The 23431-nt window shown below is 67.7% G+C and carries 19 protein-coding genes; 4 read left to right on the top strand and 15 right to left on the bottom strand.

The window, feature by feature from the left end; genetic code table 11:
* Positions 1-38: 38 nt before the first annotated feature.
* From HEP73_RS02810 to HEP73_RS02800, 3 genes are all read left to right on the top strand, one after another.
* A complete protein-coding gene (locus HEP73_RS02810) occupies positions 39-287 on the top strand; it encodes a hypothetical protein (RefSeq protein ID WP_185822038.1) in 249 nt (82 codons plus the stop codon).
* Positions 288-350: 63 nt separating this feature from the next.
* Complete coding sequence (locus HEP73_RS02805; RefSeq protein ID WP_185822037.1) at positions 351-3593, top strand: efflux RND transporter permease subunit; 3243 nt, start codon at positions 351-353, stop codon at positions 3591-3593.
* Between the two features lie 148 nt (positions 3594-3741).
* Positions 3742-6873, top strand: coding sequence for an efflux RND transporter permease subunit (locus HEP73_RS02800; RefSeq protein ID WP_185822036.1), 3132 nt, complete (start codon positions 3742-3744; stop codon positions 6871-6873).
* A 329-nt stretch (positions 6874-7202) separates the two neighbouring features.
* Here HEP73_RS02800 and hglS read toward each other — a convergent pair whose 3' ends face one another.
* The 9 genes from hglS to HEP73_RS02755 all read right to left on the bottom strand — a co-directional run bounded on the left by hglS (position 7203) and on the right by HEP73_RS02755 (position 15492).
* Positions 7203-8564 (bottom strand): 2-oxoadipate dioxygenase/decarboxylase HglS, encoded by a 1362-nt coding sequence (gene hglS / locus HEP73_RS02795; protein ID WP_185822035.1) that lies wholly within the window; start codon positions 8562-8564, stop codon positions 7203-7205.
* Positions 8565-9127: 563 nt separating this feature from the next.
* Positions 9128-9670, bottom strand: a complete 543-nt coding sequence (locus HEP73_RS02790; RefSeq protein WP_185822034.1) for a hypothetical protein — start codon at positions 9668-9670, stop codon at positions 9128-9130.
* 323 nt (positions 9671-9993) lie between these two features.
* On the bottom strand, positions 9994-10761 hold the full coding sequence (locus tag HEP73_RS02785) for an HAD family hydrolase (RefSeq protein ID WP_185822033.1): 768 nt from the start codon (positions 10759-10761) through the stop codon (positions 9994-9996).
* Positions 10762-10783: 22 nt separating this feature from the next.
* Entirely contained in the window at positions 10784-11164 is a 381-nt protein-coding gene (locus tag HEP73_RS02780) for an EF-hand domain-containing protein (RefSeq protein WP_458309671.1), read from the bottom strand.
* A 277-nt stretch (positions 11165-11441) separates the two neighbouring features.
* A complete protein-coding gene (locus tag HEP73_RS02775) occupies positions 11442-11801 on the bottom strand; it encodes an EF-hand domain-containing protein (RefSeq protein WP_185815083.1) in 360 nt (119 codons plus the stop codon).
* Between the two features lie 225 nt (positions 11802-12026).
* Positions 12027-12416, bottom strand: a complete 390-nt coding sequence (locus HEP73_RS02770; RefSeq protein WP_185822031.1) for a hypothetical protein — start codon at positions 12414-12416, stop codon at positions 12027-12029.
* 201 nt (positions 12417-12617) lie between these two features.
* Positions 12618-12815: a CPXCG motif-containing cysteine-rich protein gene (locus tag HEP73_RS02765; protein WP_185815081.1), complete on the bottom strand. Its 198-nt coding sequence runs from the start codon at positions 12813-12815 to the stop codon at positions 12618-12620.
* 31 nt (positions 12816-12846) lie between these two features.
* Positions 12847-13545 carry a M15 family metallopeptidase gene (locus HEP73_RS02760; protein ID WP_255423648.1) on the bottom strand — a complete coding sequence of 233 codons (699 nt, stop codon included), beginning with the start codon at positions 13543-13545 and terminating at the stop codon, positions 12847-12849.
* 252 nt (positions 13546-13797) lie between these two features.
* On the bottom strand, positions 13798-15492 hold the full coding sequence (locus tag HEP73_RS02755) for an MFS transporter (protein WP_185822029.1): 1695 nt from the start codon (positions 15490-15492) through the stop codon (positions 13798-13800).
* 19 nt (positions 15493-15511) lie between these two features.
* Here HEP73_RS02755 and HEP73_RS02750 point away from each other — a divergent pair, with 19 nt between their 5' ends.
* Complete coding sequence (locus HEP73_RS02750; protein WP_185822028.1) at positions 15512-16423, top strand: LysR substrate-binding domain-containing protein; 912 nt, start codon at positions 15512-15514, stop codon at positions 16421-16423.
* 298 nt (positions 16424-16721) lie between these two features.
* Here the strand turns inward: HEP73_RS02750 and HEP73_RS02745 are convergent, their stop codons facing one another.
* From HEP73_RS02745 to HEP73_RS02720, 6 genes are all read right to left on the bottom strand, one after another.
* Positions 16722-18107 carry a peptidoglycan-binding domain-containing protein gene (locus HEP73_RS02745; RefSeq protein ID WP_185822027.1) on the bottom strand — a complete coding sequence of 462 codons (1386 nt, stop codon included), beginning with the start codon at positions 18105-18107 and terminating at the stop codon, positions 16722-16724.
* 49 nt (positions 18108-18156) lie between these two features.
* On the bottom strand, positions 18157-18702 hold the full coding sequence (locus HEP73_RS22555) for a lysozyme inhibitor LprI family protein (protein ID WP_255423647.1): 546 nt from the start codon (positions 18700-18702) through the stop codon (positions 18157-18159).
* A gap of 43 nt (positions 18703-18745) precedes the next feature.
* Positions 18746-18958: a hypothetical protein gene (locus tag HEP73_RS02735; protein ID WP_185822026.1), complete on the bottom strand. Its 213-nt coding sequence runs from the start codon at positions 18956-18958 to the stop codon at positions 18746-18748.
* Between the two features lie 97 nt (positions 18959-19055).
* Entirely contained in the window at positions 19056-21041 is a 1986-nt protein-coding gene (locus HEP73_RS02730) for a peptidoglycan-binding protein (protein ID WP_185822025.1), read from the bottom strand.
* Between the two features lie 167 nt (positions 21042-21208).
* Positions 21209-21994 (bottom strand): hypothetical protein, encoded by a 786-nt coding sequence (locus HEP73_RS02725; RefSeq protein ID WP_185822024.1) that lies wholly within the window; start codon positions 21992-21994, stop codon positions 21209-21211.
* A gap of 404 nt (positions 21995-22398) precedes the next feature.
* On the bottom strand, positions 22399-23304 hold the full coding sequence (locus HEP73_RS02720; RefSeq protein WP_185822023.1) for a hypothetical protein: 906 nt from the start codon (positions 23302-23304) through the stop codon (positions 22399-22401).
* Between the last annotated feature and the right edge of the window lie 127 nt (positions 23305-23431).

Here is a 23431-nt window from a genome sequence, read left to right as displayed (position 1 = left end):
CGCGCTCCCCGCCCGTCACCCTCAAGAGGAATCCCATCATGACCAATGTCGTCATCGCCTCCCAAGACCCGCTTGCGCAGAGCCTGCAGACGTTGCTGATCGACCAGCAGGGCTTCGTCGCCGGTCTGCCGCTCGACGCGCTGCAGAGCCGCACCGTCATCGCCTCGAGCACCGACGTCTACGGGCAATGGGGGCCGCACGGATACGGGTTCCAGGGCAACGTCGTCATGGTCGCGCCGAACCGCGATCCGACCAACCTGTTCGACCAGATGTCACTCGCCGACTGACGCAACGGCTTTCCCCGGCCCCGGTCCGTCCGGGTCCGGGACCTCACCAGCAAGGATATTCCTGTGGGCTTTTCGACGATCTTCATCCGCCGCCCGATCGCCACCACCTTGCTGATGGCAGGCGTGCTGTTGCTCGGCATCCTCGGCTACCGGCAGCTGCCGGTGTCGGCGCTGCCGGAGATCGACTCGCCCAGCCTGGTGGTGACCACCCAGTACCCCGGCGCCAATGCCAGCACCATGGCCTCGCTGGTGACCACGCCGCTGGAGCGGCAGCTGGGACAGATCTCCGGGTTGCAGATGATGACCTCCGATTCGTCGGCGGGCCTGTCCACGATCATCCTGCAGTTCGCGATGGACCGCGACATCGACATCGCCGCGCAGGACGTGCAGGCGGCGATCCGCCAGTCCACCCTGCCCTCGTCGCTGCCCTACCAGCCGGTCTACAACCGGGTGAACCCGGCCGACGCGGCGATCATCACCCTCAAGCTCAGCTCCGAGACGCTGCCGCTGCGCGACGTCAACAACTACGCCGACTCGATCCTGGCGCAGCGCCTGTCGCAGGTGCCCGGCGTAGGCCTGGTGTCGATCGCCGGCAACGTGCGCCCGGCCGTGCGCATCCAGGTCAATCCGGCGCAGCTGTCGAACATGGGCCTGACCATGGAGGCGCTGCGCAGCGCGCTGACCGAGACCAACGTCAACGCGCCGAAGGGCTCGCTCAACGGCAAGACCCAGTCCTACAGCATCGGCACCAACGACCAGCTGTCCAGCGCCGCCGACTACCGCGACACCGTCATCAGCTACAAGAACGGTGCGCCGGTGCGGCTGTCGGACGTGGCGCAGGTGGTGGACGGGGTGGAGAACGACCAGCTCGCGGCCTGGGCCGACGGCAAGCCGGCGGTGCTGCTGGAGATCCGCCGCCAGCCCGGCGCCAACATCGTGCAGACGGTGGAACAGATCCGCACGATCCTGCCGCAATTGCAGGCGGTGTTGCCCAGCGGCGTGCACCTGGATGTGTTCTCCGACCGCACCGAGACCATCCGCGCCTCGGTGCACGAGGTCAAGTTCACCCTGATCCTGACCATCGGCCTGGTGGTCGCGGTGATCTTCGTGTTCCTGCGCCGCCTGTGGGCCACGATCATCCCGTCGGTGGCGGTGCCGCTGTCGCTGGCCGGCACCTTCGCGGTGATGGCCTTCGCCGACATGTCGCTGGACAACCTGTCGCTGATGGCGCTGGTGGTGGCCACCGGTTTCGTGGTCGACGATGCGATCGTGATGATCGAGAACATCGTGCGCTACATCGAACAGGGCAAGAGCGGACCGGAGGCGGCGGAGATCGGCGCCAAGCAGATCGGCTTCACCGTGCTGTCGCTGACCGTGTCGCTGGTGGCGGTGTTCCTGCCGCTGCTGCTGATGCCGGGCGTCACCGGGCGCCTGTTCCACGAGTTCGCCTGGGTGCTGTCGATCGCGGTGACGATCTCGATGCTGGTGTCGCTGACGCTGACGCCGATGATGTGCGCCTACCTGCTCAAGCCCGACGCGCTGCCCGAAGGCGAGGACGCGCACGAGCGTGCGGCCGCGGCCGGCAAGACCACCGTGTGGACGCGCACCGTGGCGCTGTACGAGCGCTCGCTGGACTGGGTGCTCGCCCACCAGCCGCTGACCCTGGCGATCGCGCTGGCGACGATGGTGCTGACCGTGGTGCTGTACGTGGTGATCCCCAAGGGCCTGCTGCCCGAGCAGGACACCGGGCTGATCACCGGCGTGGTCCAGGCCGACCAGAACGTGGCATTCCCGCAGATGCAGCAGCGCACCCAGGCGGTGGCCGAGGCGCTGCGGCGGGATCCGGCGGTGACCGGCGTGGCCGCCTTCATCGGCGCCGGCTCGATGAATCCCACCCTCAACCAGGGCCAGCTGAGCATCGTGCTGAAGACCCGCGGCGACCGCGACAGCCTGGAGGAGGTGCTGCCGCGGCTGCAGAAGGCGGTGGCCGGGTTGCCCGGCGTGGCGCTGTACCTGAAGCCGGTGCAGGACGTGACCCTGGACACGCGCGTGGCGGCGACCGAATACCAGTACTCGCTGTCGGACGTGGACAGCGCCGAACTGGCGACCCAGGCCGCGCGCCTGACCGAGGCGCTGCGCAAGCGTCCGGAACTGGCCGACGTGGACAACAACCTGGCCAACCAGGGCCGTGCGCTGGAGCTGACCGTCGACCGCGACAAGGCCAGCGCGCTGGGCGTGCCGATGCAGACCATCGACGACACCCTGTACGACGCCTTCGGCCAGCGCCAGATCTCCACCATCTTCACCCAGCTCAACCAGTACCGCGTGGTGCTGGAAGTGGCGCCGCAGTTTCGCAACAGCACCGCGCTGCTGCACCAGCTGGCGGTGACCAGCAACGGCAGCGGCGCGCTGACCGCCAGCAACGCCACCAGCTTCGGCCAGACCACCTCCAGCAACTCGTCCACCGCCACCGGCATCGGCAACCAGAACACCGGCATCGCCGTCGGCAGCGGCGGCACCGTGCCGCTGGCCGCGGTGGCCGAGGCCAGGGTCGCGACCACGCCGCTGGTGGTCAGCCACCAGCAGCAGCTGCCGGCGATCACCGTTTCGTTCAACCTGGCGCCGGGCTATTCGCTGTCGCAGGCGGTGGCGGCGATCGAGGAAACCAACGAGCAGTTGCAGCTGCCGCCGCAGCTGCATGCCGAATTCATCGGCAAGGCCGCCGAATACACCGGCAGCCAGACCGACATCGTGTGGCTGCTGCTGGCCTCGGTGGTGTTGATCTACATCGTGCTCGGCGTGCTCTACGAGAGCTATATCCATCCGCTGACGATCATCTCCACGCTGCCGCCGGCCGGCGTCGGCGCGCTGCTGGCGTTGATGCTGTGCGGGCTGAGCCTGTCGGTGGACGGCATCGTCGGCATCGTGCTGCTGATCGGCATCGTCAAGAAGAACGCGATCATGATGATCGACTTCGCGATCGACGCACGCCGCGAGGGCGCCAACGCCCACGATGCGATCCGCCGCGCCTGCCTGCTGCGCTTCCGCCCGATCATGATGACCACCGCCGCGGCGATGCTCGGCGCGCTGCCGCTGGCGCTGGGCGACGGCATCGGCTCGGAACTGCGGCGCCCGCTGGGTATCGCCATCGTCGGCGGCCTGCTGCTGTCGCAGCTGGTCACCCTGTACACCACCCCGGTGATCTACCTGTACATGGAGCGCGCCTCCGAGCGGATGCGCGCCTACCGCGAACGTCGCGCCGCGCGGCGCGAGGCGGCAGTGGCGGCGGCGGAGCGGACGGCGTGAGGGGCTGGGACTCGGAAATGGGGAATCGGGAATCGCGGGGCGTCTGCGGCCTGCGGCCCCCTCGAACGCCTGACGACTTGCGAGAGCAAGGAGCGTGCAAGCGTTCCGCTTTCCGAATCCCCAATCCCCACTCCCCAATCCCGGCCCCATGAACATCTCCGGCCCCTTCATCCGCCGCCCGATCGGCACCACGCTGCTGGCCATCGGCCTGTTCGTGATCGGCATGATGTGCTACCTGCGCCTGGGCGTGGCGGCGCTGCCGAACATCTCGATCCCGGTGATCTTCGTGCAGGCCAGCCAGGCCGGCGCCGATGCCTCGACGATGGCGTCCACGGTCACCGCGCCGCTGGAACGGCACCTGGGCCAGATCCCCGGCATCGACACCATGCGTTCCTCCAGTTCGGAGGGGAACAGCCAGGTGTTCATGATGTTCCAGAGCGACCGCAACATCGATTCGGCGGCGCAGGACGTGCAGACCGCGATCAATTCCGCGCAGGCGGACCTGCCCTCGGGCCTGTCCACGCCGCGCTACCAGAAGGCCAATCCCAACGACGATCCGGTCATCGCCATCGCGTTGACCTCCGACACCCAATCGGCCGACGAGCTGTACAACGTCGCCGACTCGCTGCTGGCGCAACGCATCCGCCAGATCAGCGGCGTGGCCTCGGTCGACATCGGCGGCGCCTCCACCCCGGCGGTGCGGGTGGACGTGAACCTGCGCGCGCTCAACGCGATGGGGCTGACCCCGGACGACCTGCGCAATGCGGTGCGCGCGGCCAACGTGACCTCGCCCACCGGCTTCCTCAGCGACGGCAGTTCCACCACCGCGATCGTGGCCAACGATTCGGTGGCCAAGGCCGCCGACTTCGGCCAAGTGGTGATCTCGCAACAGAACGGCCGCACCGTGCGCCTGCGCGACATCGCCAACGTCTACGACGGCCAGCAGGACGCCTACCAGGCGGCCTGGTTCGGCGGCAAGCCGGCGGTGGTGATGTATGTGTTCACCCGCGCCGGCGCCAACATCGTGGAGACGGTGGACCGGGTCAAGGCGCAGATCCCGATGCTGCGCGGCTACCTGCAGCCGGGCACCAAGATGTCCGCCTACTTCGACCGCACGCCGACCATCCGCGCCTCGTTGAACGAGGTCCAGGCCACGCTGCTGATCAGCCTGGCGATGGTGGTGCTGACCATGGCGCTGTTCCTGCGCCGGCTGGCGCCGACGCTGATCGCCGCGGCCACCGTGCCGCTGTCGCTGGCCGGCGCGGCGCTGGCGATGTACGTCATGGGCTTCACCCTGAACAACCTGAGCCTGCTGGCGCTGGTGATCGCGATCGGCTTCGTCGTGGACGATGCGATCGTGGTGATCGAGAACATCATGCGCCACCTCGACGAAGGCATGTCGCGGCTGGATGCGGCGCTGGCCGGCGCACGCGAGATCGGCTTCACCATCGTCTCGATCACCGCCTCGCTGGTGGCGGTGTTCATCCCGATCCTGTTCGCCAGCGGCATGATCGGCACGTTCTTCCGCGAATTCACCGTGACCCTGGTCGCGGCGATCTGCGTCTCGGCGGTGGTCTCGCTGACCCTGACCCCGGCGCTGTGCAGCCGCTTCCTGTCCGCGCATGCCGAACCGGAACGGCCGAGCCGCTTCGGCGCGTGGCTGGAGCGCGTGCACGCCGGCATGCTGCGCGTGTACACCGTGGCGCTGGACTTCTCGCTGCGCCACGCGCTGCTGCTGGCGCTGACCCCGCTGCTGCTGATCGCCGCCACCGTGTTCCTGGCCGGCGCGGTGAAGAAGGGCTCGTTCCCGGCGCAGGACACCGGCCTGATCTGGGGCCGCGCCAGTTCCAGCGCCACCGTGTCCTTCGCCGACATGGTCAAGCGCCAGCGCCGCATCACCGACATGCTGATGTCCGATCCGGCGGTGAAGATCGTCGGCGCGCGCCTGGGCAGCAGCCGCCAGGGCTCCAGCGCCAGCTTCAACATCGAGCTCAAGCGCCGCGACGAGGGCCGCACCGAGACCACCGCGCAAGTGCTGACGCGGCTCAGCGCCAAGGCCGACCGCTACCCGGACCTGCAGCTGCGCCTGCGCGCGATCCAGGACCTGCCCAGCGACGGCGGCGGCGGCACCAGCCAGGGCGCGCAATACCGCGTCTCGCTGCAGGGCAACGACAACACCCAGTTGCAGGAATGGCTGCCCAAGCTGCAGGCGGCACTGAAACAGAACCCGAAGCTGCGCGACGTCGGCACCGACGTGGACACCGCCGGCCTGCGCCAGAACATCGTCATCGACCGCGCGCAAGCCGCGCGCCTGGGCGTGTCGATCGGCGCGATCGACGGCGCGCTGTACGGCGCGTTCGGCCAGCGCCAGATCTCCACGATCTATTCGGACCTCAACCAGTACAGCGTGGTGGTCAACGCGCTGCCCGAGCAGACTGCCACGCCGGCGGCATTGGACCGCATCTACGTGCCCACGCGCAGCGGCGCGATGGTGCCGCTCACCGCGGTCGCGCGCCAGGTGCCGGGCCTGGCGCCACCGCAGATCACCCATCAGAACCAGTACACGACGATGGACCTGAGCTACAACCTGGCGCCCGGGGTGAGCACCGGCGAGGGCGATGCGATCATCGCCGCTACGGTCGCCGGCCTGCGCATGCCCGGCGACATCCGCATCGCCGACGGCGGCGGCTTCGGCGTGGCGCTGCAGCCGAACTCGATGCTGATCCTGGTGCTGGCAGCGATCGTGGTGGTCTACATCGTGCTGGGCATGCTGTACGAGAGCCTGGTGCACCCGGTGACGATCCTGTCCACGCTGCCGGCCGCGGGCATGGGCGCGCTGCTGGCGCTGTGGCTCACCGGCACCGAACTGTCGGTGATCTCGATGATCGCGCTGGTGCTGCTGATCGGCATCGTCAAGAAGAACGCGATCATGATGATCGACTTCGCGCTGGTCGCCGAGCGCCAGCACGGCAAGTCGCCGCTGGAGGCGGTGCGCGAGGCGTGCGTGGTGCGCTTCCGCCCGATCATGATGACCACGATGGTGGCGATCCTGGCGGCGGTGCCGCTGGCGGTCGGCCTGGGCGAAGGCTCGGAGCTGCGCCGCCCGCTGGGCATCGCGATGATCGGCGGCCTGCTGATCTCGCAGAGCCTGACCCTGCTCAGCACCCCGGCGCTGTACGTGATCTTCTCGTGCCTGCGCGAGCGCTGGCGCGCGCGGCGGGCACGCAAGCGCGAGCGGCGCCAGGCGCGCACCGCACCGCAAGCGGCTGCATCGCACTAGCCAAGGTCGCCGTTCTCGCGCGGCGCCTGGTGCCATGGCCGTTCCCTTCTCCCATCGGGACCATGGCCCCCTTTTTGGGGGAAGGTGGCCCGCAGGGCCGGATGAGGGTACGAGCGTAGCCTCGTGTGCCCAACTCCGCGAGACGCTTCGCGCCGTACCCTCACCCCAGAGAGGGGCTAGCGGCTGTTCCTTCTCCCCTCGGGAGAAGGTGCCCCGCAGGGGCGGATGAGGGTACGGGCGTAGCCTCGTGCACCCAAACTCCGCGAGACGCTTCGCGTCCGTACCCTCACCCCAACCCCTCTCCCGAGGGGAGAGGGGCTTTCGGTGGCTCAGCCCTGCAGCGCTTCCAGCGAGGCGCGCTCGATGCCGGCGTAGATCGCGAATTCGTCATGCACCGCCGCGCCCAGCGCCTGCTCGAACGCGGCGCGGTTGGCATGCGCGGCATAGGCGCGCTGTTCGCCGCCACCCAGATTGGACTGGAAGATGCCCGCGGCGCTGACCGGCAGGAAGTCCTCGTAGACGATCGGGTCGGCGCTGGCCAGGCCATCGGCGATCAGCGACTCGGCGGGCCTGCCGGCCAGGCCCGCGGCCCCAACGGCGCGGCCGGCCTCGGTCAGCGCATAGCGGAAATAGCCCAGGCCTTCGCGGCGCAGCGTGGCGTAGTCGTCGGGAAACTGGGCGAACGCGGCCTGCAGGCGCGTGGCGTAGTCGCCGCCGGCGCTGCCGTCGGCGGCGCGCGCGCGCTCCAGCAAGGCGTCGTACAGCGCGCGGCCCTTCGGGGTCAGGGCCAGACCGCGCTGCTCGATCTCGCCGAAGCGCGCGGTGTGGGTGCCGGCCTCGGCAGCGCCGTCGCCGGCCGGGAAGCGCACCGTCTCCTCCAGCGCCTTGAAGCTGGTCTGGCGCAGCAGGATCGGGCAGCGTCGACGCGGCGGGCCTTCGATCACCGCCTTGGCGTCGATGCCCCGGCGCAGCATTTCCGCCTGCGCGGCATCGATGTCCAGCGTGCGCGGGGTCAGGTGGTTGATATGCGGGCCGTGGAAACTGACCACGTCGGCGATCAGCTTGTGCGCATCGCTCAGCGCGCGATAGGTCGGCAGCGTCACGGTGGCGTCGCCGTGCCAGCGGAAGGTCTCCAGCGCCTCGGCGACGAAGCGCTGCGCGTCGGCCTCGTCCAGGCCGCCGTCGCGCTCGCAGCGTTCGATCAGCTGCAGCGCGCCCTCGGTGAAGATGCGCCGCTGCGCAAGGATCTGCGCAGCCTGCGCGCGCAGCGCCGGGTCTTCGATCAGTTCCAGCCGCAGCAGCGAGGTGAACACGCGGAACGGATTGCGCGCCAGCGCCGCCGCGTCGAGCGGACGGAACGCGGTGGAATGCACGGGCACTCCGGCTACCGACAGGTCGTAGTAACCGACCGGATGCATGCCCATCACCGCGAACAACCGCCGTAGCGTGGCCAGTTCCTCGGCGCTGCCGACACGGATCGCGCCGTGCCGCTCCTGGTCCAGCCGCGCGCGCTCGTCGTTGCGCTGCAGCTGCGCGTCCAGCGCCCGATCGGCGGCCAGGGTCGCCGCGTTGACCTGCGCCACCAGCTCCATCAGCGTGCCGTACAGCGGCACCTCGGTGCGGTACATATCGGACATGGCCTGCGCGAACAGACTGCGGATGGCATCGGGCGAAACGAAAGCAGTGGTCATCGGACGGTCCGGAGCGGCGGTAGCGCCGGGCACCAGGTCCGGCAGAACGCCTATTCTCGCGCCGCGGCGACGGCGCGGCCAGTCGTACGCGTGGATCGCCGCCATAAGGGAACGCGAGCGCAGCGGGCATGGAAGGTCCTGGTTGGGTGGCTGAGCCGGCGGCGGTCAACAGCAGAAATAGCGCTTGCTGCTAGACGCTTGCCGCCAGGCGCCCGGCTGTAGCGGCCTGCAAGCGGACCGCAGGCCCCTGATGGGAGCGACTTCAGGGCACCTGCAAGCCCCCAAAGCTCGTCCAAGCGTTCGCAAGTGATTGATGTGCCTGGCGTGCAATCTCGGAATCGAGGTTAGAAGTGCTCTTCAGTCGCGACAAGCGCAGCGGCGGCCTTACCGGTTTCCGCGGCTGTCGGCTTAGGCTTGGTACGCGCACGGCGAGATCGACGCGTCGCGACTGAAGTCGCTCCCACAAGGGCTTCGCCAGATTGGCTCGGTTCTGCGGGCATTCGAGCGGAGCCTCCGCATCGGCCGCGCGCCGCCGACCGCTTCCTGCACAGCGTCGGCCGCGTCTACTGCGTCGCCGCTTGGTCGCGCTGCGCGCGGTCGCCGAGTTGGCGGCGCAGCAGCGCATCCAGCGCGATCGGCCGGTCCCAGTGGTCGTAGCTGGCGACGATCGCGTGGCGCAGCGCGCGGTAGGTCAGCGAGCCCGGCTCGACCTGCAACGCGTTCGCTACGTCCGCCCAGCTGGCGTCGGGGCCGGCGCTGGCCCGCGCACGCACCACCTCGCGGTACGGCAGCCCCGCCGCCTTGGCCAGGAAGCAGGCGAAGTAGATGTCGCGCGGCGGCCAGCGGCGTTCGCGCAGCAGCGCCTCGGCATAGCCGCGCGGCAGCTGCGCGTAGCGCGCCACCTCATCCAGGAAACTGTCCGGATAGCGCGCGGCATAGCGGTCGATGTCCAGCAGTTGGCGGTCGATCCAGGCATCGCCGCTGCCGGGCACGGCCGCATCCGCCGCAGCAGCGCTCGGCGCCGCTGTGTCCTGGGCCATTGCGGCGCTCGCCATGCATAGCGCCAGCGGCAGGATCAGGCAGAGGGAGCGCAGGCGGCACGGCATGCGTCGATTCTGCCGGATGCCGGCATCGCTGTCAGGGTGGCGTGGTCGGCACTGTCGCCAAGAAAGACCCCAAGGCCCGTAACGCGCCGCATCCGCCCGACATGGCGGACACGCTCGGCTTACGCCGCGCGCAAGTGCGTCCCGGACGGAGAAGCACCGGCACCGATGGCACGCGGTCGCCCCGCTCGGGCCGCTCCCGCGGCGCACCGGCCAACGCGAAGCGCGCGCTCACGTGCTGCCGCTACCGGCGCCTGCTTTCGTACTAGCTGCACACACTGGCGGCGCGGCAGTCGAGGCCTTGAGGACCAGCGCCGCAAGCGCCCTCACCCCAGCGGCAAAACACCCTGCGCCGCCGCATGCCGGTTCAGGTCGGCTACCGCCTGCGGCCACTCGGCCGCCGTGGCTACCTCGCGCAGACGCGGTTCGTCGGCGGCCACGCCATGCTCGGCCTCGTGCGCCCAGGTGGTGGCATAGGGCGTATGGATGCCCCAGCCGCCGAGGGCGATCACCGGCTCCACGTCCGAGCGCAGCGAGTTGCCGATCATCACGAAGCGCTCGGCACCGATGCCGAATTCGGCCAGCACCTTGGCGTAGGTCTTGGGATCCTTTTCCGACACGATCTCGATGCGCGGGAACAGCGCGCCGAGTCCGGATTGCGCGATCTTCGCTTCCTGGTGAAACAGATCGCCCTTGGTGATCAGCACCACCTCGAACTCGGCGGCGATCGCCGCCACCGCCTCGCGCACGCCTGCGATCACCTCCACCGGATGCTGCAGCGTGGCGCGACCGATCTCGACGATGCGCTGCAGATCGCGCGCGGAAATACGGGCATCGGTCAGTTCGATCGCCGCCTCGATCATCGACAGGGTCATGCCCTTGGCGCCGTAGCCGAACACTTTCAGATTGCGACGCTCCACCGTCAGCAGATGCTGCTGGGTGCCGACGTCGCGCAGGTCCAGATAGTGGCCGAGGATGGCTTCGAATGCGGCTTCGGCGTCGCGGTAGTAGTCCTCGCTTTTCCACAGCGTGTCGTCGCCGTCGAAGCCGACCAGAGCGATGGCGGAGGAGCGCAGAGCGGTAGGAGTGGGCATCGCGCAAGCATAGCAGCGCCGCTTATTGCGCCGCAGGATCGCCGGGGCCGGGCTGATAGTGCGCGTACTCCTCGCGCGACAACGCGCCGTCGGCATCGGCGTCGAACGTGTCGAAGGTTTCGCGCAGGACCGGGTCGGCGGTGACTTCGGTACGGTCGATGCGGCCGTCGCGGTCCAGGTCCAGTGCGGCGAAACTGCGCGCGCCCGCAGCAGCACCGGCGTCGCTGGCAGGCGCTGCCGGCACCGGCAAGGTCGAGGCCGGTGGCGCGGGCAATGGCGGCAGCGGGGCCGGCGCCGGGGTGGGCGCGGGTGTCGGCACAGGGATGGGCAATACGGGTGCGGCAGGATCCTGCTGCGGCGCGGCCATGCCGGTTGCGGCAAGAGCCGCCAACGACGACGCCAGGCACAGGCGCAGCGAATAGCGTGAAGAACTCATGGGCAGCCCCCATCCAACGGCGAATGCACACCCTACTCCTTGCCACGCCGCTTATGGCCGCAGCAATGTCGGCCGTGCCGATGTTTCGGTTGCAGTGCAAAAAAGCGGAAGGGCGGCATCAGGCCGCCCTTCCTCATACGTCTCTGTCACGTTCGATCAGGCCAGTTACGTCGTCTCCGCGCCGCGATCGGCACGCGTCCTCGTCTATGCGCGTACCGACCGCTGCGCCTTGCCATCGTCGGCGTTACTGACCGTTGCTGCCGGCGGCGCCGCCCTGCTGCTGTTTGGCGACATACGCCTTGTATTCGTCCGGGGTCAACTTACCGTTGTGATCGGCATCGGCCTGCGCAAAGATCTGGCTGAGGCCTGCATTGACCTGCGCTTCCTGCTTGCTGATGGCGCCGTCGCTATCGGTATCGACGTCGGCCCAGGTCTGGCCGCCGCCCGAAGCGCCGGATTGCGCGGACTGCCCGGTCGCGCTGGTGGGCGACTGCGCCTGGGTGGCGGCATCGCTCTGCGCATCCTGGGCGAAGGCCGGCATGGCCAGTGCGGCGGCGAGAATGGCGGCGGTCCCGATCAGCGGCGTGCGGTTGCGAATGTTCATGGGTGGTCTCCTGTGCTCTCTCGGTTGTGGCATGCCCGGTTGAATCCGGTGCATGGCTACACCGTGCCGGTGCCAGGCTGAATCCATTCCCTTGCGAAAAACCGCAGGCAACGCTTCGTTAACCACCTCGGGCAAAACACGCGCTACCCGCTTGGTTAGCGCCTGGTGAGCCGGTGGTAAGGCCTTCGTTCGAGACGTTCGGAACTTGGAAAAAAAGCGTGTGTTTCACCCAATTTGGCGCTCGTCGTCGCCGGATTTTTCGCTTGAACGCGAACTGAACGCGACCCAGGCCGCGGCGACACCGGCAAGCGCACCGGACACTTCCAGCACCACCCGCGAGCCCAACTCGTTCGGATCGTGGATGCTGGCCAGCGCCAGCCGCGCGTACAACGGCGACTCCAGGCGCACGATGCCGGTGTAGAACAGGTTCCAGCAATCGATCCCCGCCGACACAGCGACCGCGATCAGGCACGACCAGCCCAGCGCATGGCCCTCGGACCATTGCAGCCAGCGGCACAGGCGGTGCCACAGCGCGTACACGAGGAACCCGACCGCGAACGCGATCAGCCCGGCTTCGAGCGAGCCCAGCAGGCCGAAGTGCAGCGGCAGGTTCATTGCGGTGCTTCCTGGTGGCGAGGAGAGCGCCAGTCTAGGCGGTGTGGCTACCTGCGTGCGGTCCTAACTAAGCGTCGCCTATCCCCACAACGCATGCGGGCATCGTCGCAAAGCGCAATGTCAACGGCTTCTGCCGTGACCATTCCCCGAGGCCAGCAGGAGTCCGCGCTTACCCCCGGCCATCGACCGAGAGGAAACGCATCAGCCATCGTTCTCGGCACTGGCACTCACCACCGGTGCACCGTCTTCGTCCCAGCGCACCGTCACCAGCATCGGCCGGCAACAGACCTGGCAATCCTCCACGTATTGCTGCGTCTCGACCGACGGGTCCAGCGCCAGGTCGATCCATTCGCCGCAATACGGGCACTGCAGGTCGATGAAGCTTTGCATGCCGGACATGAGCTTGGCCTATGAAGCGATACGGGAAGCCTTAGCGTACCGGCACGTCGTAGGCGGTGCCGGGGCTGGGTTCGGGCTGGAAGGTGTAGTGCCACCATTCCAGCGGGTAGTTGGCGAAGCGCTGCGCCGCCATCGCGCGCAGCAGGTGCTGGCGGCTCGCACGCTGGGCCGCATCGATTCCTGCCGCGTCGGTGTGCGCCAACGGATCGAAGAAGTCGAAGCCGGTGCCCATGTCCAGCGACGCGCAATGGCCACTGCGGCAGTCGAGCAGGCCAAGGTCCAGCGTCGCGCCGCGGCTGTGGCCGGAGGTCTCGGCGATGTAGTCGCCGAGCAGCACGCGCTTGTCCAGGTGCGGGTAATAACGCGCCTTGGCGACTTGGTCGCCGAGGTCGCCCGCCCAGGCCACGAAGGCGCGCACCGAGCGCTGCGGCCGGTAGCAGTCGAACACCTGAAGGCCATAGCCCTCGGCGCGCAATGCATGCTGCACGCGCGCCAGCGCCTGCGCGACCGGGGCCAGCAGATAGCACTTCGGCGCGTCGTAACCGGGCACCGGACGGCCGGTGAAGTTGTCGTGGCCGGCGTAGCGGATGTCCATCGCGATGTCCGGCGCGACCTCGTGCACGTCCACCAACCCGGCTTGCGCGGGCGTGGTCGCCGGCGACACAGCCGGCGTGACCGCCGCGCTCAGCGCGCTGCCCGGCCCGGTAGCGGCGCATGCGGCGAACAGCACGAGCGACACCCGGCGCGCGCGCGATGCCCGACGTAGCTGACGCGGCACGGGATGCGGCACAACGGAGGCGAAATGCGACATGGACCCAGCATAGGCCATCACCCCGCGTGACGGCCCATCCCCCGCCATTGGCTTCGATCGCGAGGCACATACGGAGGCGATCGCCTGCGTGCCACTCAGATGCCGTTCTTCATGGTGCCCGCCGTCGTGCGCCCGCGACGCGTCGTCCCCTGCCTAAGGCTTGCGCGCGGTCTACGGCGCAGGCCCGCTGTTCTGCTCCACGTCGGGCCACGGCTGCAGCGCATGCTCCGACGCTGCTTCCTGGACCGGGCGATGCGTCAGCAAACCGAAGACCATGACGCTCGACAGCACCGTGATTGCGCTGAGGATGTAGAGCAGGATGCGGAAGGCGTCGCCGTAACCTTGCACCAGCAAGGCCTGATCGATACCGGGCAACACGGTCGCGGCATGCGTCAGGTCGCCCATCGCCAGGCGCTGCGCGGCCTCGGGCAAGGCCTGCGCGCCATCCACCAGGTCCGCGCCGCGCAGGCGCGACTGCACCAGGCCGGCGAGCATGGCGGCTACCACGGCCAGCGCCACGCCTTCGCCGGCCACGCGCGTGGTGCTGAAGATGCCCATGGCCATGCCGGCGCGCTCCTTGGGCACCACGCTCACGGCCAAGCCATCCATCAGCCCCCAGGGCAGGCTGGTACCCAGGCCGATCACCAGCAGCGGTCCCAACCACTGCGCGGCAGGTTGCCCCGGCGTGCACTGCGCCAGCCACGCCAGGCCGCCGGCGGCGGTCAGCAATCCGATGCCGGAGATCAGGCCGGCCGACAGCCAGCGCGTCAGCATGCCCGCCAGGATCGGCACGATCAGCATCGGTGCGGACAGGGCGATCATCATGCGTCCGGCCGCCATCGCGCTGTAGCCCTCGATGCCGATGAAGCGTGCCGGCAACAGCACCTGCAGCACGACGTAGCAATAGGCCGGCGCCGCCGCCAGGAACTGCACGCCGACGAAGCGCGGGTAGCGGAACAAGGACAGGTCCAGCATGGGCCGCTTGACCCTGGTCTCGATCAGCACGAAGGCCGCCAGCAGCACGGCCGCAACGGCCAGCGGGCCGGCCACCGTGAGGTCGCTCCAACCGTGCTCCGGCGCTTGCAGCAACGCATAGGTGAACAGCGTCAACGCCGCGGTGAAACCGAGGGCGCCGAGCCAGTCCAACCCTTGCGCACCCGGGTCGCGCGATTCGCGCATGCAGCGCCAGCCGCAGAGCAGCGCCAACGCGGCCAGCACGGTGACGCTCAAAAAGACCGAACGCCATCCCAGGCGCTCGATCAGGAAACCGGCGAGCACCGGCCCGAACGCCAGGCCGACGCCGAAGGTGGTGCCCAGCAGGCTGAAGGCCCGGGTGCACGCATGGCCGTCGAATTCCTGGACCAGGGCGGCCGCGCCGCCGGCAAACGCCGCCGCACCGGCCACGCCCTGCACGGCACGCAGCGCATCCAGCCAGACGATGTCCGGCACGAGGACCAACGCCAGCGAGGCGGCGGCGAAACCGCCCATGCCCAGAACGAACAGACGGCGGCGGCCGAACTGGTCGGCGAGCGCGCCGGCCGCCATCAGGCAACCGCCGAAGCCCAGCATGAAGGCATTGGTCACCCAGTTCAGGGCGACGGGACTGCTCCCTAGGCTTTGCCCGATGGCAGGCAGCGCCACCGCCGGGCCGGTGAAGCTCAGCGGCATGGACAAGGCAGCAAGCAGAACCGCGCCGAGAAGCTGCCATTTCTTCGCGTTGGCAGCGTGCGTGGGGTCAGGAGAATTCACATCGGATCCTTTGTCGGGCGCATCCACAAAATGGATCGACAAAAGATAGGATGGCTTCAATCGGCTTGGAACAAGCCATGATTCCCGACAGAAACGACAAATTGTCGTCAATTCCATTTCCGCAAAGGCCGAAAAAATGGACCATGTAAGCGGGCTGACCGCGTTCGTTCGTGCAGCCGAGACCCGCAGCTACGTCGCCGCATCCAGGGTACTGGGGCTGTCGCCCTCGGCCATCGGCAAGAGCATCGCGCGGCTCGAGGCCAAGCTCGGCGTGCGCCTGTTCCATCGCAGCACGCGCAGCATCGCCCTCACCGAGGAAGGCATGCAGTTCTTCGAGCGCTGCCGCCGGATCCTGGAAGACCTGGAAGATGCGCAGGCCGCGCTCTCCAAGAATGCGAGCGCGCCGCGCGGACGCCTGCGCATCAGCGTGCCCGCCGCGGGGCACCGGCTGCTGATGCCGGTGTTGCCGGCCTTCGTCCAGGCGTATCCGCAGGTGGAGCTGGACATCGATTTCAGCGACCGGCTGGTCGACGTCGTCGACGAAGGCTTCGACATGGCGATCCGCAGCGGCACGCTGGCGGACTCGCGGCTGTCGGCGCGCGGCCTGTGCCCGTTCCACTTCAAGTTGTGCGGCTCGCCGCAGTACTTCGCCCAGCACGGCATGCCCGCGCATCCGCAGGACCTGGCGGCCCATCGCTGCCTGCGCTTCAGGTATCCGTCGAGCGGCAAGCTGCAGGAGTGGCGCCTGAGCGAAGCGAGTGCCGACCTGGCCGAACTGCGCGTGCCCACGACCATGACCCTGGGCAGCATCGAAGCCACGCTGAGCGCGGCCATAGGCGGCATGGGCATCGCCTACCTGCCCGATTTCGCAGTGGAAGACGCCCTGCAGCAGGGCCTGCTGCAGACGGCGCTGGAGCACTACAACGTCGTCGAAGGCACGTTCTGGATGCTGTGGCCTTCGCACCGCCACGTGCTGCCCAAACTGCGCGTGTGGATCGACCATCTCTCGGCCAGCCTGGGCACGCGCGGCGAACAGCCGGGGCGATGAGCTCGAGCATTGCTGGCGCTTGCGTCAGCAGTGCGGCCGAGCGTTGTGTCTTGTGGGCACCAGACAGACGATCACACCGCTGGCGCAGCGTTCCTGCAAATACCTCGCACATGCGGCCGCTGCCGATGCGCGGCACTGTGTGGCGGGACAAACGAATCGAATACCTACGCTAGCCACGAGCGACTACGCCGCGGCTGTTGCCTCTGCACGAGAGGCGTTGGCCGCCAGCCCGGTGAACCCGGGCTGGCGGCTATTGCAACGCAGTTGGCGCCGGCGACGACCGCCGGCGCCATAGGCATCAACGCCCTTGCGACGGTGCCGATTGCGACTGGGTACGCTGCTGGTCCTGGGTCTGCTCCTGCGCCTGCGTCTGGCGCTGGGTTTCGGCCGCCAGTTGTTGCTGGCTCTGCTCCAGCGGCACCGCCGCGGCCTGCTGCCGGTCCACGTAGGCGCGGTTCACGTCGTGCGGATTGTTCGGGTTGCGCTCCACCGCGATCATGCCCTTGCCGTCGGTGCTGTGCACCAGGTCGTCGATGCGCGACATGCCGTTGACCTTGGCCTCGAACGCGACCTGGCCGGCCGCGCGCTGCATCTCCTCGCGGCTGCCGAAGCCGCCGTTCGGCCCCTGCTTCTCCAGTTGCTTGACCGCCTGGTCGAACATCGGATTGTCGCGGCGCAACTGCTCCACGCCCTGCTCCCGTTGCAGGCTCTTGTCGATGGAGGCGAGCGTCTCCGGGCCGGCCTTGCCGTCCACGCCCTTGAGCCAGTTGTCCTGCTGGAATTTCTCCACCGCCGCTTCGGTCTTCGGACCGTAGGTGCCGATGGCGTCCTTCGCGTCCAGGTAACCGAGCTTGGACAGCTTCTCCTGCATGTCCTTCACCGCGGCGCCCTGCTCGTTGCGCTTGAGCACGCCGTCGCCGTTGTCGGCGTGCGGGCCGTTGCCGCCGTGGGACTTGTCCGCGTGCGGCGCACGCTCATGCTTGGCCGGCTGCTCGCCGGTCCGGGTGACCGTCTTGTCCTGGTCTGCCAGCTTGAGCAGGTCGGCCTTCTCGTTCTCGGCGCGGTTCTGCAGCGAATCCAGAGTCCTCTGCTTCTCCACCCGCGGGAACAGTCCCTTGACGTGGTCGGCCTTGTAATCCTGCACCGCGCCGACGATGTCCTTGTCGGAGAGCTTGGACAGGTCGTAGTCCTTGCCGAACTTCTCTTCCAGTCCATTCAGGAACACGCCCGAGCCGCCCGGCTTCTTGTCGCTGCCAGGGCCGTACTGCACCGCCGTGCTCCACAGCGCATCCTGCACCGCCGGACCGCGGTCGGACAGGTCCACGCCCTTGTCCTGCAACCGGTCGACCAGCCTGTCGTAGTGCGTGCGCTTGATGTAGTCGTGCTGCTCCTGCGCGAAGCTGTCGTCGGTCCTGGCCAGTTCCTTCCACTTCGCGCTGAAGTCGGCCGAGCCGGGCTTCAGGCCGGCGAAGTCGTCGGCGTACTTGCTGTCCTTCACGAAGGCCGCGACGGTCCCGCCCACGATGACCGTGCCTTCCTTGGTCTTGACCTGCGAGGTCATCTGGTAGGAACCGTAGGACACGCCACCCGGATCGTCGATGCCGGAGGACACCGTGCTCGCGCCGCGTCCGCCGGTTTCGTAATGCTTCGAGGTCTGACCCAGTTCCCAATCCTTGTCGCTCATCGTCCATCTCCTTGTCTAAAAAAGTTCATCGCAAAAACCACAGCAGGAATCAGCGCGCTTCCAGTTCGTCCGCACGCTTGGCGGTCATGTCGAGACGGCATTCGGCGGCATCCACACGCCCCGCCTGCCCGCTGTCGGGATCGTAGAAACACTGTTCGTCGCGATCGGAGATCCACTTGCGTTGCTGCTCGCGCAGCGCGTTCTTTTCCGCGTCGCCCAGCTTGGCCATCAGCGCCTTGTAGACCGTGTTCAGGCGGCCATCCTGGTATTCGTATTCGGTATCGATGCAGTCCTGCATCGTCGGGGTCACGCCTGCGGCGGCGCTGATGCATGTGTCATAGGAAGGTCGCAGCACGACGTTTTCTCCTGAAGGTTTCGATGGTGCGGCGGCAGCATCCGCCTCGGTGGACGGCGTACTCGGCGCTTGCGGATTCGCCGCAGGCGCGTCGCTCGCGGGCGATGCCGGCGCGGTCGCTGGCGCAGCGGTGGCGGATTGCGCAGCCGGCGCCGGCGCGGAAGATCCGCCGTTGCACGCCGCGGTCAGACCGCAGAGCACGAGCAGGCAGGAAACAGGAAGAACCTTGACGGTGGCCACTTTGGAATTCGCCTTGTGGTGATGCGTGTAAGGGAGGGCAGTTCTAAACGATCGTCGAAACTGTGTCCATGGGATCGTCGGATTGCGACGCCACCGCTACACGGCCGTTCAAACAACGCAGACAGGCTGTAGGCAGCGTCTCGACGAGCCCCCAATCGCCTTGCATCCGCAGCGTCCACTTGACGGACGCGATCGGTCGCTTCGCACGCGGCACCTGCTCGATGCCGCATGCGTCGCCAAGCAGGAAAAAAATCATGCAGCTGCGAGCGCGCGTGGACGCCAGCCCGATCGATGATCGAACCGGCATCGGCTGCCATCCGCGTGACGGCGGCAGCCGATGCTGGCAGCACGCATCAGCGCGTCGGTGTCTGCGACTGCGTCTGGGTGCGCTGATCCTGGGTCTGCTCCTGCGCCTGCCGCTGGGTTTCCGCTACCAGCTGCTGCTGGCTCTGTTCCAGCGGCACCGTCGCGGCATGCTGCTTGTCCACGTAGGCGCGGTTCACGTCATGCGGGTTGTTCGGGTTGCGCTCCACTGCGATCAGGCCCTTGCCGTCGGTGCTGTGGACCACATCGTCGATGCGCGACATGCCGCCGACCTTGGCCTCGAACGCCACCTGCCCGGCCGCACGCTGCATTTCCTCGCGGCTGTTGAAACCGCCGTTCGGCCCCTGCTTCTGCAGCTTCTCCAGCGCCTGGGTGAACAGCGGATTGTCGGCACGCTGCGCTTCGGCGGCGGCCGGGTTGGCCTTGGCCTCGGCCTTGCCCTGCGTCTGCAGCTTGCTCAGCGCATCGAGGGTGACCTTGTCGGCGATGCCGGTCGGCTCGATGCCTTTCTCTCGTTGCAGGTTGGCCACCACTTCCTTGGTCTTGTCGCCGTAGTAGCCGGTGCCGGTCAGCAACTTGCCGCTGTTGTCCTTGATGCCGTGCTCGATCAGGCTCTGCTGCATCGCCTTCACGTCGGGGCCCTGCTCGCCTGGCTTCAGCGACGTGCGCGCGTCATGGCCTTGGCTGTGAGTCTGCGACTGCGTCTGCTGCTTGTCCTGCAGCAGGTCGCGCGCCTTGGCCAGCGGGTCGGACGCGAACAGCTTGGCGTTCTTGTGGCCGGCCAGGTAATCGTCCAGCGGCATGGTGTTCACGCCCTTGCTGCCGGTGGATTGGCTGACAAGCAGCTCGCCGTTCTTCGGGTCGCGCACCACCATCATGATGTGGTCGATGCCGTTCCAGTAGTCATGCCCCGATTTGTGGCTGGCATCGACGCCGATGACCATGCCTTCCTTCAGCGCGCCGGGCTTGAACACGTCCTGGCCCTGCAGCAGCACGCCGGAACTGAGCGAAGCCTTTTTGACGATATCGCCGGAGCCGACCATGCCTTGCGTCAACAGATCCTTTTGGCCGAACACCTCGTGGCCAGCTTTCTTGTTGATCTCCAGCATCGTCTTGTTCTGCAGTTCGGTCACCCAGCCGGAGCAATCGATGTAGCCCTGCTCGAGATGCTTGCCGTCCACGCCGGGGTGGGAAAGCCTGTGGCCCTTGATGTTGATCGCGTACTTCACGTCGTCGTACTTGATGCCCATCTCGTACGCGGCGGTGAGCTTGATCCCGTCGTGGCCGTCCTGCTTGGCAGTCGCGGCAATCGCGGCCGGATGTGCGGCTGGATGCACGGCCGGATGCGGCTGCATGCGACCCGGCGGGACCGGCTGCGGGGCATGGCCCTCGGTAACCGGCTTGATGCCCTTTTCCGGGATCGCGATGTGGTCGAACTTGGTGTCCCAGTACTTCAGGAAGGTCTTGGCCATGTCCTGGTCGGACATCTTCTTGAACTCGGCCAGCGAAGACCCGGTGTAAGCCTCGAACTGCTTGGCGCCGCCCGCATCCTTTTCGCGCGGCACGTTGTTGAGGATGTTCGAGCGCGTGTCTTCGCGCGCGAAGCTGCCGCTGGTGACCGCGGCCTGGATCGAGCGGTAGCCGCCGGCACCCTGCTGGTGCGCCATGTACATGTCCAGGCCATCGGGCTGCGGCTTGCCGGACAGGTACGGACGGTGGTCCTTGTCGTGCTGCCGGGTCAGCGCATGCTGGTTGTCCTGGTACAGGCGTGCGGCGGCATCGGTATTGGCCACCGCATCCAGTTCGCGGCCGCTGATGCCGTAGGCCGCTGCGGTGCCGGGGGTGAACTGGAACAGGCCCTTGGCGCCGTTCGGGCCGCGGCTGGCCTGCTCGTTGAACTTGCCGCCGGTTTCGATATAGGCGAAACGCATGAAATCGTCGACCGGAATGTGGCGTTCCTTGGCCTCACGCTCGATGATGTCGAGGTTCTCGGCCTTCGTGTAATCGCGTGCCATCTCGTGTTACTCCTTGAGGTTGATATACGGCGGCGTGCGCCGACAAGGTCAACCGAGCTCGTCCGTGAGCTTGTTAGTGCGCGGTCAACAAAACTGTTCGGGTACTACGTGTGCTGCTGTGTTGCTGCTGCCAGCGCGCCCATCCACAGATCGGCGCACTGGCGGGTTCATGCGTTATTCGTGGGCAGGTACTGTGCGCTAGCCTGGTCGTACGCATAGAGCACCGCATCGGATGCATCGAGCATGCGCGCCCGGCCGGGACCGGCGATCGCGGTACCGCTCAGCGCCACCTGCACGTCTGGCATCGGTTCGCCCGGCACCGGTTTGAAGCTCAGTGTGCCGACGCTGGAAACGTGGGGGACGACGCCCTCTTCGTCGCTGCTGGCTTCGTTGTCCTCGCCGGCCGCGACCGTTCCCCGATACACCCAGCCCTGGTAGTCGCCCAGCTCGTTCTTGTTCGGGTCGAAGGTGAATAGCGCGAAGCCGGCGCTGGTGACGCCATTGTCGAAGCTCGACGTCGGCACCGCCAGCAGCAGGTGGCCGTTGTCCAGCACATGCTGCTGCGGCTTGCGCTTCTCGTCGAGCGCATCGGCGCGCTCGTAACTGCCGAAGGCACCGACGTAGCGCTGTGCGTGGAAGACCATCCATGGCCGCTCGCTGCCGGGGTTGGTCAGGACGAAGGTGGCCTGGCTGAGCGAAACGCTTTCGTCCGGACCGGGAAAGGTTTCCTCGTCATCGTTGCCGTACCTGCCGCGCGTTGCATAGGCGAAACCGGTGTAGTAGTGCTTGCCGCCCAGATCGAAATGCTGGCCGCACCAGAAGCTGGCCACGGCGCCGTTGTCGATTTCGTAGGAGAGGGCGCCATCGCCGTCGATCCCGTAGATCAGATACAGCACGCTGCCCGGATAGGGCGGCGCTTCGGTGGCGACGGCAAGCTTGTTGTCATTGGACATGTGCAGAACATCCTGTATTCGTTGAAGAAGCCGAAAAACACTCCTGAAAATCCCGACACGCCACGCCGCCGTATCCGGATGCCGCCCGCTTGCGCATCGCAGACACAGCGCGACCTACGTGGATGAAGAACTCCTCGCAGGCGCGGCTTCGGACAGAGAACGGTGGATTGCAATCCGGCCCCAAAGCAGGGGCGGTGATGGCGATTCGCGCATGGCGAACCGCAAGCCGGCGTTCCACTCCGGCATTTCGGGCGAGTGCAGCATCCATTGCCGCTCGCGAATGACTCGCCTGATCATCAGGCCCCGTGCCGGCATCTTACCCAGTTCCATTGCCGGCGACCAGCGGGCAACGCCCCTCCGCGCCCACCTCCGGCCGGCCCTAGCTCGGGCCGGTCGGCGGCTGTTCAGCGATCCAGCGGCGGCGTGTACTGGCCCTTGGCCTGGTCGTACGTATAGGTCGCCACGTCGGCGGGGCCGAGCGTGCGGACCTTGCCGGGGCCGGCGATGGCGGTGCCGCTCATGGCCACGTGCAGGCCCGGCAGCGGCCCGGTGCCGGGTTCGAAGCTCAGCGTACCGGTACTGGCCGCGCACTTCATGGTGCCCTGATCGTCGCAGGCCGCGCCGTTGTCCTCGCCAGTAGCCACGGTGCCCAGGTAGACCCAGCCCTTGTAGTCGCCAAGGTCGTTCTTGTTCGGGTCGAAGGTGAACACGGCGAAGCCGGAGCTGGTGATGCCGTCGGCGAAGTGCGTGGTCGGCAGCGCCAGCAGCAGGTGGCCGTCCTTGGTCTCGGTGCTCTGCGGCTTGCGCTTCTGGTCCAGCGTATCGGCCTTCTCAGAAGCGCCGAAATCGCCGGCCCAGCGCTGCGCATGGAACAACGTCCAGGTCGGCTTGCCGTCCACGCTGTCGAGCACATAGGTGGCCTGGCTGATGCTCACGCCGACGGCGGGATCCGGCGTGTTCTCTTCCTCCGACTTGCCGTATTTTTCCGGACCCGCATTGGCGAAGCCGGTGTAGTAGTGCTTGCCGCCGAGGTCGAAGCGATAGCCGTACCAGAAGCTGGCCAGGGCGTTGTTGTCGATCGTGTAGGACGCCGAGCCGTCGCCCTTCTCTCCATAGATGTCGTCGAGCACGCGACCAGGTGCCGGCACCTCGACCGCGACCGGATCGGATTGCGCGGCGGCGGGTGCGGCCGGCGCGCTCGCTGCAGTGCCCGCCTGCGCGGCGGACGGGGCGGCGGCGGGTTGCTTGTCCGTGCAACCGCCGATCAACAGGAGCGTTGCCGCCCACAGGGCTGTCTTTGCTAGCCTCATCACTGCGTCCTTTGGAGTTCTTGGCGCGCTCATGCTACCAAGAACGCGTCGCATCCAATGGATGCCGCGCGCCAGGTCGGTGCGGCGGCACAGGCGGGTCGCCTGCATGCGGTGCCGGACGACCCGG

This window comes from Xanthomonas sp. GW, from assembly GCF_014236815.1.
Taxonomy (GTDB): Bacteria; Pseudomonadota; Gammaproteobacteria; order Xanthomonadales; family Xanthomonadaceae; genus Xanthomonas_A.
The sequence above is the reverse complement of the archived record's forward strand: the minus strand, read 5'-3'. Positions and strand labels throughout refer to the sequence as shown.